Below are 12,446 nucleotides of genomic sequence, written 5' to 3'. Positions count from 1 at the left end.
ATCGCCCGGCGGCGGCCGCCGTCGAGGCCTCCCTGGCGGCCGATGGCCTGATCGCCGCTCCCCTGGACGTGGAGGGCCGCTCGCTGCAGGTCTGGACGCGGCTGCGGGCCGGCACCGGCCGCCGCGACGACAGGGCCGAGCAGCTGCAGGCCCCCCTGCTGGGCTGGCGCTGGCAACGGGGCGACCAGGCCTGGTGGGGGGAGTCCCTGGGGCAGCTGGAGAGCCTCGACGCACCGGGTTCGAAGGGCGCTGCACAGCCCAAGGACCCGCTGGAGGTCCTCGCGGCCCCGGCGGCGGCCTTGCAGTGGGCCCTCGATGGTCCGCGGGCCCGCGACCTGCTGGCCTCCTGGCAGCCGTGGCAGCGCCTCACCGCCCTGGCCGGAGGCCCCCTCAGTGACCCGGTGGCGGGGCTGGCCCTGGCCCTGACGGGGGAGTCCGGGGTGCTGGCGGTGGACGCCCGTCTCGACTTCGGGGACGCCTGACCATGGCGTCTCTGGGCTGGGACCTGCTGCTGCTGCGCCATGGCATCGCCGAGGAGCGCAGCCCTGACCGCGTCGACGCCGAGCGGGAACTCACCGCCGCCGGCCGGGCCCGCACCCGGGCCGTGCTGGAGCGGGCCGCCGGCCTGGGGCTGCGGGCCGATCGCCTGCTCTCCAGCCCCCTGGCCCGCGCCCGGCAGACCGGGGAGATCGCCCGCGAGGCCGGGCTGGCCCCGGCCCTGGAACTGGCCCAGGCCCTGGAGCCGGGGGGTGACCCCCTGCCCCTGCTGCCGGCCTGGCGGACCCTGGCGGAGGGGGACGTGGCGGCGCCCTTCCGGCTGTTGCTGGTGGGCCATGAACCGGACCTGGGGCTGCTGGCGGCCCGCCTCCTGGGGGCGCCGCCCGGGGCCATCACCCTGCGCAAGGCGGGCCTGGCCCTGCTGCGCCTGCCCGTGGTGCCGGCCGGGGCGGCGCTGGCCGGCAGCGCCCGTCTGGAATGGCTGGTGCGGCCGAAGCTCTGGCTGCCCCGCCCCTGAGCCGGCAGCCGGCGCTACGGCAGAAGCCCGTTCCTGCGCCTAAGTTCATCCCATCCACAGGATTCGGCATGGCGGCGGTGAGCACCCCAGAGGCCAACGACCCTCAGGGCACCCCTCCCTCTCCATCGCCCCCGGCGCCGGCCATGCCCACGTTCCGCCCCGGTCTGGAAGGGGTGCCGGCCACCCAGTCGGCGGTGTGCGACATCGAAGGCCAGCGGGGCCTGCTCACCTACCGGGGCTACCCGATCGAGCAGCTGGCGAGCCAGAGCAGCTTTCTGGAGACCGCCTACCTGCTGATCTGGGGTGAGCTGCCCACCATCTTCCAGCTGCGGGAGTTCGAGCAGGAGGTGCAGATGCACCGGCGGCTCAGCTTCCGCATCCGCGACATGATGAAGTGCTTCCCGGCCACGGGCCATCCGATGGATGCCCTGCAGGCCAGCGCGGCCTCCCTGGGGCTCTTCTATTCCCGCCGCGCCCTCTACGACCCCCAGTACATCGTCGATGCGGTGGTGCGGCTGATCGCCAAGATCCCGACGATGGTGGCGGCGTTCCAGCTGATCCGGAAGGGCCAGGACCCGATCCAGCCCCGGGACGACCTGGCCTACTCGGCCAACTTCCTCTACATGCTCACCGAGCGGGAGCCCGACCCACTGGCGGCGCGGATCTTCGACGCCTGCCTGATCCTGCACGCCGAGCACAGCCTCAACGCCAGCACCTTCAGCGCCCGGGTCACGGCCAGCACCCTCACCGACCCCTACGCGGTGGTGGCCTCGGCGGTGGGCACCCTGGCCGGCCCCCTGCACGGCGGCGCCAACGAGGATGTGCTCGACATGCTCGACCAGATCGGCAGCATCGACCAGGTGGAACCCTGGCTCGACCGGGCCATCGCCCAGAAGCAGAAGATCATGGGCTTCGGCCACCGGGAGTACCGGGTCAAGGATCCCCGGGCCGTGATCCTGCAGGGTCTGGCGGAGGAGCTCTTCCAGCGCTTCGGCCACGACGCCATGTACGACGTGGCCCTCAAGCTGGAGGAGGTGGCCGGCCGGCGGCTGGGGCCGAAGGGCATCTACCCCAACGTCGACTTCTACTCCGGTCTCGTCTACCGGAAGCTCGGTATTCCCCGCGACCTGTTCACCCCCATCTTCGCCATCGCCCGTACGGCAGGATGGCTGGCCCACTGGAAGGAACAACTGGGTGCCAACCGCATCTACCGTCCCTCGCAGATCTACACCGGCCCCACCGAGCGGGGCTGGCTCCCCCTGGAAAGCCGTCCGGTTCCTGGCTGAGTCACTGGCTGACCCGTTTCCCCCTAGGTTCCCCCCCAACGGAGTTCTCTGATGCTGTCCACTGGCCTGCTGGGTGCCGCCGTTGCTCCCCCCGGTCTCGACCTCCAGTCGAGCTTCCTCGACCTCGCCCAGGCCATGGGCCTCACCCCCGGGGCGGCCCGCCTGCTGTGGCTGCCCCTGCCGATGGTGCTGGTGCTGGTGGGGGCCGTCGTCGGCGTGCTGGTGAGTGTCTGGCTCGAGCGCAAGATCTCGGCGGCCGTGCAGCAGCGCATTGGCCCTGAGTACGCCGGCGCCCTGGGGGTGCTCCAGCCCCTGGCCGATGGCCTCAAGCTCGTCTTCAAGGAGGACATCATCCCGGCCCGGGCCGATGGCCTGCTGTTCAGCCTCGGCCCCGTGCTGGTGGTGGTGCCCGTGATCCTGTCCTGGCTGGTGGTGCCCTTCGGCCAGAACCTCCTGATCAGCAATGTGGGGGTGGGCATCTTCCTGTGGATCGCCCTGAGCAGCATCCAGCCCATCGGCCTGCTGATGAGCGGCTACTCCAGCAACAACAAGTACTCCCTGCTGGGTGGTCTGCGGGCCGCCGCCCAGTCGATCAGCTACGAGATCCCCCTGGCCCTGGCGGTGCTGGCGGTGGTGATGATGAGCAACTCCCTCAGCACCGTCGACATCGTCGCCCAGCAGACCGGGGCCGGCATCTTCAGCTGGAACATCTGGCGTCAGCCCGTCGGTTTCGTGATCTTCTGGATCTGTGCCCTGGCGGAATGTGAGCGCCTCCCCTTTGACCTTCCGGAGGCGGAGGAGGAGCTGGTGGCCGGCTATCAGACCGAGTACTCCGGCATGAAGTTCGCCCTCTTCTACCTGGGCAGCTACATCAACCTGGTGCTCTCGGCCCTGCTGGTGTCGGTGCTCTACCTGGGCGGCTGGGGCTTCCCGCTGCCCGTCGAGTGGATCACCGGCTGGCTGGGTCTCTCCCCCGACGCCCCGCTGGTCCAGGTGATCACCGGCTCGATCGGCATCGTCAGCACGATCATCAAGGCCTATCTGCTGGTGTTCTTCGCGATCCTGCTGCGCTGGACCACTCCGCGGGTGCGGATCGACCAGCTGCTCGACCTGGGCTGGAAGTTCCTGCTGCCGATCGCCCTGGTCAACCTCCTGGTCACCGCCGGCCTCAAGCTGGCCTTCCCGGTGGCCTTCGGCGGCTGAACCCGTTCCCCGGATACCAACACAGCGGCCCCCTCGGGGCCATCATGGTCCCCATCCCGTAACCCCCACGCCCCAGCCATGTTCGGGTTTCTCAAGCAAGTCGGTGATTACACCCGGGAGGCGGTGAGCGCGGCCCAGACGATGACCCAGGGGCTGGCGGTCACCTTCGATCACCTGCGGCGGCGGCCGATCACGGTCCAGTACCCCTACGAGAAGCTGATCCCCTCCGAGCGGTACCGGGGCCGGATCCACTACGAGCTCGACAAGTGCATCTCCTGCGAGGTGTGCGTGAGGGTCTGCCCCATCAACCTGCCCGTTGTGGACTGGGTGATGAACAAGGCCACCAAGAAGAAGGAGCTGCGCAACTACTCGATCGATTTCGGGGTGTGCATCTTCTGCGGCAACTGCGTGGAGTACTGCCCCACCAACTGCCTCTCCATGACCGAGGAGTACGAGCTGGCGGCCTTCGATCGTCACAGCCTCAACTACGACAACGTCGCCCTCGGTCGCCTTCCCACCAGCGTCACCTCCGACCCGGCGGTGTTCGCCCTGCGGGAACTGGCCTACCTTCCCAAGGGCGCCATGGATCCCCATGGGGTTCCCGCCAGCGAGCCCCGGGCCGGCCGGCTGCCGTCCCAGGTGCTGGAAACCCTCCCCTCCGACAGCACCGCAGAGTCCTGATGTCGATCGCCTCCACCACCCAGCAGATCTGTTTCCTGGTGCTCTCGGCCACCACGGTGATCGGCTCCCTGGGCGTTGTCCTGCTGCCCAACATCGTCTATTCCGCCTTCTTGCTCGGCGGCGTCTTCCTCTCGGTGGCCGGCCTCTACCTGCTGCTCAATGCCAGCTTCGTCGCGGCCGCCCAGATCCTCGTCTACGTCGGGGCGGTCAATGTCCTGATCCTGTTCGCGATCATGCTCGTGAACAAGAAGGAAACCCTCGCCGCGATCCCCGGCCTGCTGGTCCGCCGTCTCCTGTCCGGCGCCGTCTGCGCCGGCCTGTTCGCCCTGCTGCTGCGGGTGGCCTTCACCACCCCATGGGCGCTGCCGGGCCCCACGCCGGTCGGCGAGGAAGCCACCATCCGCATCGGCGAGCACCTCTTCACCGACTATCTCCTGCCCTTCGAGCTGGCGTCGGTGCTGCTGCTGATGGCCATGATCGGGGCCATCGTCCTGGCCCGCCGCGACGTCTTCAGCACCGACGTGATCACCGGTGAGCCGGCCGATCAGGGTCTGATCGAGAAGGATCGCACCCCCCTGCTGATCGAGACGTCCGCCAACGCCCCCACCCTGCTCACCAAGCCATGATCTCCGACGCCGCCTCCCCGATCCCCCTCGAGGCCTTTCTCGCCGTCGCGGCCATGCTGTTCTGCGTCGGTGTCTGGGGGCTGATCAACAGCCGCAATGCCGTGCGGGTGCTGATGAGCATCGAGCTGATGCTCAACGCCGTCAACATCAACCTGATGGCCTTCTCCGACTACCTCGATGGTCAGCTGATCCGGGGGCAGGTGTTCGCGATCTTCGTGATCACCGTGGCCGCGGCCGAGGCGGCCGTCGGTCTGGCCATCCTGCTGTCGCTCTATCGCAACCGCGAAACCGTCGACATGGAGCGCTTCAACCTGCTGCGCTGGTAGCGGTGCCAGCGTCCCCGGCTTCCGCCCATGCGGCTTGAGAGGGTCTGGCTGATCCTGCGCAAGGGCAGCCAGGCTGCCCAGCGCCAGGCCCGTCGCTGTGCCCAGGACCTGCGCTCCCAGGGGGCCAGCGTCACCACCGCCGTCAGCGGGCTGGGGCTGAACCCCTTCCCCGGCCTTCTGGCCACCGAGGCCGAGCTGCCGGATCTGGCCGTTGTGCTCGGCGGAGACGGCACCGTGCTGGCCGCGGCCCGTCATCTGGCCAGCTACGGGGTGCCGGTGCTCAGCTTCAACGTCGGCGGCCACCTGGGCTTCCTCACCCACGAGCGGCGCCTGCTCAGGCTGCAGGGCGACGGCCACGGGGAGCCGGGCCACGATCCGGACGACACCCTCTGGCAGCGCCTGCGCGACGACCGCTTCGCGATCGAGCGGCGCATGATGCTGGAGGCCCGGGTCGACCGCGGCGACGGCGTGCCCCAGGAGGGGGACGTGGCCTCCGACGTCGACCTCAGCGGGGGCGGCGATGGCCCCCACACGGCCCTCAATGACTTCTACTTCCGTCCCGCCCTCGACGAGCTCTCCCCCACCTGCATGCTCGAACTCGAGATCGACGGGGAGGTGGTGGATCAGTACCGGGGAGACGGGCTGATCATCGCCACCCCCACCGGCTCCACGGGCTACGCGATGGCCGCCGGGGGGCCGATCCTCCACCCGGGCATCGAAGCGATCGTGGTCACGCCGATCTGCCCGATGAGTCTCTCCAGCCGGGCGGTGGTGGTGCCCCCCGGCTCCAGGCTGTCGGTGTGGCCCCTGGGGGAGGCCAGCCGCCGGGTGAAGCTCTGGAAGGACGGGGCCCATGCCACCGTGCTGGAACCCGGGGATCGCTGCGTCCTGCAGCGGGGCCGCCATCCGGTGCTGATGCTCCAGCTCGAGCAGAGCCCCTCGTACTACAGCACCCTCACCCACAAGCTCCACTGGGCCGGCAGCCTCACCGCCGGCGAGCCGTCCCGCAACTGATCCGCGCCCATCCACGCCCCGACGCCCACCCTGACCCATGGCCCTGGAAATCGAGCGCCGCTTCCTCGTCCGTGGCGAGCTGTGGCGCCCCCATGCGGTCGGAGAGAACCTGATCCGCCAGGGGTATCTGGCCAGCGGCCGTGACGACCTCACCCTGCGGGTGCGGCTGGCCCGCCCCCCGGAGGGCCCGATGGCGGCCTTCCTCACCCTCAAGCTGCCGGCCGCCGGCGGGGGCCTGATGGGGCCGGAGCATGGGGAGCCGATCCCGGCGGCCGGTCAGGCCCTGACGCGGCAGGAGTACGAGTATCCGATTCCGGCCGACGACGCCGAGGCCCTGCTGGAGCGGTGCGACCATCGGCTCGGCAAGATCCGCTTCGGCCTGGACCTGCCCGGGGGCGACTGGGTCCTGGATGTGTTCGAGGGGGCCAATGCGCCCCTGGTGGTGGCGGAGGTGGAACTGGAGCGCGCCGACCAGCCGGTGGCCGTTCCCCCCTGGTGCGCCCTGGAGATCACCGGCCGCCGTGAGCTCAGCAATGCCGCCCTGGCACACCGTCCCCTGGCGATGTGGCCGGAGGCCGACCGGCAGGCCCTGCTGGTCCAGGCCCACGGAGGACCCGACTGAGGACCCCACCGGTGCCGCTCAGCCGGGGCCGGTGCCGGCGTCAGGGGGCAGGGCGCAGCAGTTGAATCCGTCACGGCAGATCTTGCCGTGATCCATCGCCCAGTTCAGCAGGGCCACCCGGTTCTTGGCGCCGGTCTTGGTGAAGATGTTGCTGACGTGGTTGTCGACCGTGCGCTTGCTGATGGTGAGCTGGCCGGCGATCTCGAGGTTGGTCAGTCCTGTGGCCACCAGCTCGATGATCTCGATTTCCCGCTCAGATAACTCGCTGTGTGGATGCACCATGGGCCGCTCCAGGGACGGGGATGGGGACAGTGAGCTGGAAGCCGCCATGGACCTGCGCTCAGCCATCGGCTCCTCGGCGAGGGCTGTTTCACTCTAGGCAGCGGCTGCTCCATGATGCCCCTGTCTTGGAGATGGCCGTTGCAGCTTCGACAGGCCCTGGCGGACGGTCGGTTCGCCGTGACGGCGGAGGTGACACCGCCCCGGGGGGGCGATGCCACGCGCACCCTCGAGGCGGCGACGGCGCTGCGGGGTCTGGTGCATGCGGTCAACGTCACCGATGGCAGCCGGGCCGTGATGCGGATGAGCAGCCTGGCGGTGTGCCGTCTGCTGCTGGAGGCCGGCATCGAGCCGGTGCTGCAGATGACATGCCGCGACCGCAACCGCATCGCCTTGCAGGCTGATCTGCTCGGCGCCCATGCCCTCGGCATCCGCAACCTGCTCTGCCTCACCGGTGACCCGGTGCGGGCCGGCGATCAGCCCGGGGTCCGGGCGGTGAACGAGCTGGAGGCGGTGCGGCTGCTGCAGCTGGTGCGGGGCCTCAACGCCGGCGAGGATCCGGTGAAGGGGGAGCTGCCGGATGGGGCCACGGCCCTCTTCCCCGGCGCCGCCGCCGATCCCCAGTCGCGGAGCTGGAGTGGGCTTCTCTCCAGGGTGCGCCGCAAGCAGGAGGCGGGCGCCCGTTTCCTCCAGACCCAGATGGTGATGGATGCGGCCGCCCTGCGCCGCTTCGTGGAGGAGATCACCGGCCCCCTCGGACTGCCGGTGCTGGCCGGGGTGTTTCTGCTCAAGTCGGCCCGCAATGCCCAGTTCATCAACCGCGTCGTGCCGGGGGCCTGCATCCCCCAGTCCCTGATCGACCGCCTCGCCGGCGCGGCCGATCCGGCGGCGGAGGGGGTGGCGATCGCCGCCGAACAGGTGGCCGCTTACCGCTCCATCGCCCAGGGGGTGCACCTGATGGCCATCAAGGCCGAACACCGCATTCCCCAGATCCTGCGGCTGGCGGGCCTAGGGGGCGCCGCTGGCGGCGAGGTCGGTGCCCAGCAGCTCGGCCATGGCCTTCTGCTGCGGTGAGGGGGTGCCCACGTCCTGGCGGCGCGAATCGGTGATCAGCCAGTCGAGGGCGGCCTCCTGGAGATCGAAGTGGTCGCCGTTGCGGTCGACGCAGTAGCGGCCGTAGACCAGCTTCTCGACGAGCTGGACCCCGGGGCCGATCCGGGAGTAGTCGAAGATGATCGAGTTGTCGATCGTGGCCCCTTCGCAGATGTGGCAGCTCGGCCCGATCATGGCCGGCCCGATGATCGTGACGCCGTTCTCGATGCGGGTCATGCCGCCCACGAAGATCGGCCCCTCGACGTGGATCTGGTCCCAGTCGGCCGCCACGTTGAGGCCTGCATAGATGCCGGGGCGGACCTGCTTGCCAGGAATCTGCACCTGGCGCACATCCCCCTGCAGCACGCTGCGGATCGCCTGCCAGTAATCCGGCACCTTGCCGATGTCCACCCACTCGAATTCCATGGGCAGGGCGTAGAAGGGGGCCCCGGATTCCACCAGCCTGGGAAACAGGTCGGCGGCGATGTCGAAGGGTTCGCCGCTGGGGATGAAATCCAGGACGGCCGGTTCGAAGATGTAGATGCCGGTGTTGATCATGTCGCTGGCGGCCTCTTCCACCGACGGCTTCTCCTGGAAGGAGAGCACCCGGCCGGCTTCGTCGGTCACCACCACCCCGTAGCTGCTCACCTGGTCGCGGGGCACCCGTTTGGTGATCAGGCTGGCCATGGCCCCCTTCTCACGATGTCGCCGCACGGCTTCGGTGAGGTCGAGATCGATGAGGGCATCGCCGCAGAGCACCACGAAGGTGTCGTCGAAGAAGGACTGGAAGTCCTGGATCTTCTTGAGGCCTCCGGCCGAACCCATGGCTTCGCCGATCAGCTCACCGTCCTTGATGCGTCCCTCGAAGCTGTAGGCGATCTGGACATCAAAGCGCTGGCCGTCGCGAAAGTAGTTCTCGATCTCCTCCGAAAGGTGGGAGACATTGACCATGATTTCGTTGAAACCGTGCTCCCGGAGCAACTCGAGCAGAAACTCCATCACGGGTTTCTGGAGGATCGGAATCATCGGCTTGGGCGTTGTGTGCGTGATCGGACGCACCCTTGTTCCCTTGCCTGCCGCCAGGATCATCGCCTTCATCGGCGTCGTTTCAGGTCGGAGGTGAAGACCCACCCTACGGAGAAAACTCAGGCGGCCACTGCCTCCAGAGCCGGCCCCCTATCTGACCCCTGCCCCGGCAGCCGCGGCAGGCTGAGCGCTTCGACCCGTTCCTCCCCGCGGCGGCGCAGGCTGAGGGGACCGTAGAGGCCGCCCTCCTGGGCCAGTTCCACCTTGCCCTGGGAGGAGAGGAACAGCAGGGCCCAGAACACCCCCACCCGATCGCTGTCCAGATCGGCGTCCTCCGCAGAGCCGGCGGTGAGGCTGGCCAGGGCCTCCGCCCAGGCGCCCACCAGGGCGTCGAAGGTCACCCACGCGAGGGCCTCGGCGGTGGGCTCCCACGCCAGCAGGAAGCGGCTCAGGGCGGCGGTGGTCTCCGGCAGTTTCTCCCGGTGGGCCAGGGAGGCCACCTGGGCGATCGCCGCCCGTTCGCTGTAACGGCGGGCGCGGGGCCTGTGCCGCCCTTCCCCTCCCTCCTGCTCGAGCCGCTCGGCGATGTCCTCGAGCTGGCGGATCAGTTCCCCCAGGGTGACGGGGCGCTGCAGGGGGGGTGGCGCCACCGGCCGGCGCTGCAGGTGCCGTTCGGGCCGCCGCGGCAGGGCCACCGCCGAGGGGTCCCAGCCGCCGTCCTCCTCGGCGTCGAAGGGGTCCTCCAGCAGCGGCTCGGGCGGGAAGGTGGCCGATTCCAGCAGTTCCGCCTTGAGCCCCACCAGCACCGAGGCGGCCAGGAAGGCCTCGCTGGACTCGGCCAGATCCCGTTCGTAGCTCCCTCCCTGGGGGGCCAGGCGCCTGGGCAGCTCGATGCGCTGGCGCAGCTGGTCGAGGAAACCGTCGACGACGGCGATCACATCGACGTCCCAGGGATCGATGTCGCCCCGTTCGGCCGCGTCCTGGAGCAACCGGATGGCGAGTCTGGCGCCCGCTTCTGCCACGCGCGATGTCCTGCTCGGAGGGTGCCGTCCCTGGGCAAGCTACCGGCTGCGGCCCGATGGCACCAGTCGCGGTGATGACCGAACCGGCCCCAGGGCCTCAGTCGGCGGCCAGCGAGAGGCTGCCGTCGCCCCCCTCATCACGGGACGACGCCGAGCTCTCGCCGGCGGCAGGCAGCAGCCCCAGCTGGGCATCCACGGTGGCCCGGTAGCGGCGCAGATCGTTTTCCAGCTCGCTGATCCGCACCTGCTGGGCCTCCGCTTCGCCGGCGGTCTGCAGGGTTTCCACCTTGCGCACCACGCCGCTCCAGACGGCGTAGATCCAGGCGGCGGTGGCACCGAGACCGCCCACCAGCAGCAGCAGGGCCGCCAGCGGCAGGGTGGTGCTCACGCCCGGCAGGAAATGCACCGTGGTGGCGGTGGTGTTCTCCAGGGTGAACATCACCGTGGCCAAGCCGAAGCTGAAGATCAGAAGGAAGTTGATCTGCCGCATGGAGACCCTCGCTGTGCGATGGAGGAGCGTAGGCATCCTCCCCGGAGGATGGCGCCATGGCCCCGGGCCTGCGCAGGGTTTCGTAACCGGCCCCCAGGCGGCCCACCGCCGTGGCGTGGACGGGGCTCAGCGGACGGCCTGGGCTCAGCCGAGGGCCGGGGCGTGCAGCAGGGCAGGCGGCAGGTGGCCGAAGGCGCCGGTGGCCATCACCGCCGGGACCGGGGCGCGGCCCACCTTCACCAGGGCGACGGACTCCCGCTCCACCAGGGCCTCGATCGCGGCCTGGTAGCTGTCGGTGACCAGGCGCGGGTAGAGGCCGATGCCGATGATCGGCACCAGCAGGCAGGAGATGACGTAGATCTCCCGCGGCTCGGCGTCGACCAGGTGGGTGTGGGAGGCCAGCTCGGGGTTCTCCTTGCCGAAGAAGATCTCCCGCAGCATCGACAGCAGGTAGATGGGGGTGAGGATCACGCCGATGGCCGCCAGGACGGCGATGACGATGCGGAAGCTGAGGCTGTAGGCCTCACTGGTGGCGAAGCCCACGAACACCATCAGCTCGGAGACGAAGCCGCTCATGCCCGGCAGGGCGAGGGAGGCCAGGGAGCAGACGGTCCAGAGGGCGAACATCTTGCGCATCTTCTGGCCCACCCCGCCCATTTCGTCGAGCTGGAGGGTGTGGGTGCGGTCGTAGGTGGCCCCCACCAGGAAGAACAGGCTGGCCCCGATCAGGCCGTGGCTGATCATCTGGAGCATGGCGCCGCTGGTGCCCAGGGCGCTGAAGCTGCCGATGCCGATCAGCACGAAGCCCATGTGGCTGATCGAGCTGTAGGCGATCTTGCGCTTGAGGTTGCGCTGGGCGAAGGAGGTGAGGGCGGCGTAGATGATGTTGACCACCCCGAGGATCACCAGCAGGGGGGCGAACTGGACGTGGGCCTCGGGCAGCAGCTGCACGTTGAAGCGCAGCAGCGCGTAGCCGCCCATCTTCAGCAGGATGCCCGCCAGCAGCATGTGCACCGGCGCGGTGGCCTCACCGTGGGCATCGGGCAGCCAGGTGTGCAGGGGCACCACCGGCAGCTTGACGCCGAAGGCAATCAGCAGGGCCGCGTAGCAGAGCACCTGGAAGCCCGTGCCGAACTCCTTGGCCGCCAGCACGGTGTACTCGAAGCTGGGGGCGCCGCCGCCGTAGAAGGCCATCGCCAGGCCCGCCAGGAGGATGAACAGCGAGCTGCCGGCGGTGTAGAGGATGAACTTGGTGGCGGCGTACTGGCGCTTCTTGCCGCCCCAGATGGCCAGCAGCAGGTACACCGGCAGCAGTTCCAGCTCCCAGGCCAGGAAGAACAGGAGCATGTCCTGCACGGCGAACACGGCGATCTGGCCGCCGTCCATGGCCAGGAGCAGGAAGTAGAAGAGCTTGGGCTTGAAGGTGACCGGCCAGGCGGCCAGGCAGGCCAGGGAGGTGATGAAGCTGGTGAGCAGGATCAGCGGCATCGAGAGGCCGTCGGCCCCCACCGACCAGGCCAGCCCCAGGTCGGGCAGCCACTGCACCCGCTCCACCAGCTGCAGGCCGGGATCGGCCGGGTCATAGCCGCGCAGGTAGGCCGCCACGGTCACCAGGAAGGTGGTGAGGGCGACGCCGAGGGCGTACCAGCGGACCTGCTTGCCATCGCCCTTGTCGGGCACGAAGGGGATCAGCAGAGCGGCGCCGATCGGGAACAGAATCGCGGTGCTCAGCCAGGGAAAGGGCACAGAAACGGTGCTGTCCAT

The 12,446-nt window shown here is 69.5% G+C and carries 14 protein-coding genes and 1 pseudogene; 10 read left to right on the top strand and 5 right to left on the bottom strand.

Going from position 1 to position 12,446, the window contains the following annotated elements:
• The 9 genes and pseudogenes from CJZ86_RS13790 to CJZ86_RS13750 all read left to right on the top strand — a co-directional run.
• Positions 1 to 482, top strand: a pseudogene (locus tag CJZ86_RS13790) (DUF3352 domain-containing protein); the annotation flags it as partial.
• A 2-nt stretch (positions 483 to 484) separates the two neighbouring features.
• Positions 485 to 1,015 carry a phosphohistidine phosphatase SixA gene (gene sixA / locus CJZ86_RS13785; protein ID WP_094586750.1) on the top strand — a complete coding sequence of 177 codons (531 nt, stop codon included), beginning with the start codon at positions 485 to 487 and terminating at the stop codon, positions 1,013 to 1,015.
• Positions 1,016 to 1,158: 143 nt separating this feature from the next.
• On the top strand, positions 1,159 to 2,301 hold the full coding sequence (locus CJZ86_RS13780; protein WP_094586749.1) for a citrate synthase: 1,143 nt from the start codon (positions 1,159 to 1,161) through the stop codon (positions 2,299 to 2,301).
• A 51-nt stretch (positions 2,302 to 2,352) separates the two neighbouring features.
• On the top strand, positions 2,353 to 3,504 hold the full coding sequence (nuoH, locus tag CJZ86_RS13775) for an NADH-quinone oxidoreductase subunit NuoH (protein ID WP_094586747.1): 1,152 nt from the start codon (positions 2,353 to 2,355) through the stop codon (positions 3,502 to 3,504).
• A 78-nt stretch (positions 3,505 to 3,582) separates the two neighbouring features.
• Positions 3,583 to 4,185, top strand: a complete 603-nt coding sequence (gene ndhI / locus CJZ86_RS13770; protein ID WP_094586745.1) for an NAD(P)H-quinone oxidoreductase subunit I — start codon at positions 3,583 to 3,585, stop codon at positions 4,183 to 4,185.
• Complete coding sequence (locus CJZ86_RS13765; RefSeq protein WP_094586744.1) at positions 4,185 to 4,811, top strand: NADH-quinone oxidoreductase subunit J; 627 nt, start codon at positions 4,185 to 4,187, stop codon at positions 4,809 to 4,811. The genes ndhI and CJZ86_RS13765 overlap by 1 nt, the downstream gene beginning before the upstream one ends.
• Positions 4,808 to 5,137, top strand: coding sequence for an NADH-quinone oxidoreductase subunit NuoK (gene nuoK, locus CJZ86_RS13760; RefSeq protein WP_094586742.1), 330 nt, complete (start codon positions 4,808 to 4,810; stop codon positions 5,135 to 5,137). Before CJZ86_RS13765 ends, nuoK begins: the two co-directional genes overlap by 4 nt.
• 27 nt (positions 5,138 to 5,164) lie before the next feature.
• Positions 5,165 to 6,151, top strand: coding sequence for an NAD(+) kinase (locus CJZ86_RS13755; RefSeq protein ID WP_094586740.1), 987 nt, complete (start codon positions 5,165 to 5,167; stop codon positions 6,149 to 6,151).
• A gap of 37 nt (positions 6,152 to 6,188) precedes the next feature.
• A complete protein-coding gene (locus tag CJZ86_RS13750) occupies positions 6,189 to 6,773 on the top strand; it encodes a CYTH domain-containing protein (RefSeq protein ID WP_094586738.1) in 585 nt (194 codons plus the stop codon).
• 18 nt (positions 6,774 to 6,791) lie between these two features.
• On the opposite strand, the gene pedR is transcribed toward CJZ86_RS13750, so the two are convergent.
• Positions 6,792 to 7,055 (bottom strand): photosynthetic electron transport-dependent transcriptional regulator PedR, encoded by a 264-nt coding sequence (pedR, locus tag CJZ86_RS13745; RefSeq protein WP_094586736.1) that lies wholly within the window; start codon positions 7,053 to 7,055, stop codon positions 6,792 to 6,794.
• A 114-nt stretch (positions 7,056 to 7,169) separates the two neighbouring features.
• Here pedR and CJZ86_RS13740 point away from each other — a divergent pair, with 114 nt between their 5' ends.
• Complete coding sequence (locus tag CJZ86_RS13740) at positions 7,170 to 8,126, top strand: methylenetetrahydrofolate reductase (RefSeq protein ID WP_502690439.1); 957 nt, start codon at positions 7,170 to 7,172, stop codon at positions 8,124 to 8,126.
• Here CJZ86_RS13740 and CJZ86_RS13735 read toward each other — a convergent pair.
• The 4 genes from CJZ86_RS13735 to CJZ86_RS13720 all read right to left on the bottom strand — a co-directional run bounded on the left by CJZ86_RS13735 (position 8,061) and on the right by CJZ86_RS13720 (position 12,446).
• Positions 8,061 to 9,242 carry a nucleotidyltransferase family protein gene (locus CJZ86_RS13735; RefSeq protein WP_094586732.1) on the bottom strand — a complete coding sequence of 394 codons (1,182 nt, stop codon included), beginning with the start codon at positions 9,240 to 9,242 and terminating at the stop codon, positions 8,061 to 8,063. The two genes, CJZ86_RS13740 and CJZ86_RS13735, sit on opposite strands and share 66 nt — an antisense overlap.
• A gap of 47 nt (positions 9,243 to 9,289) precedes the next feature.
• Positions 9,290 to 10,192, bottom strand: a complete 903-nt coding sequence (locus CJZ86_RS13730; protein ID WP_094586730.1) for a segregation/condensation protein A — start codon at positions 10,190 to 10,192, stop codon at positions 9,290 to 9,292.
• A gap of 97 nt (positions 10,193 to 10,289) precedes the next feature.
• Positions 10,290 to 10,682, bottom strand: coding sequence for a lipopolysaccharide assembly protein LapA domain-containing protein (locus tag CJZ86_RS13725; protein WP_094586728.1), 393 nt, complete (start codon positions 10,680 to 10,682; stop codon positions 10,290 to 10,292).
• Positions 10,683 to 10,826: 144 nt separating this feature from the next.
• Positions 10,827 to 12,446: an NAD(P)H-quinone oxidoreductase subunit 4 gene (locus CJZ86_RS13720; RefSeq protein ID WP_094586726.1), complete on the bottom strand. Its 1,620-nt coding sequence runs from the start codon at positions 12,444 to 12,446 to the stop codon at positions 10,827 to 10,829.

It is taken from the genome of Synechococcus sp. BO 8801 (genome assembly GCF_002252675.1).
Taxonomy (GTDB): domain Bacteria; phylum Cyanobacteriota; class Cyanobacteriia; order PCC-6307; family Cyanobiaceae; genus Cyanobium.
This window is presented reverse-complemented; position numbering and strand designations above follow the sequence as displayed.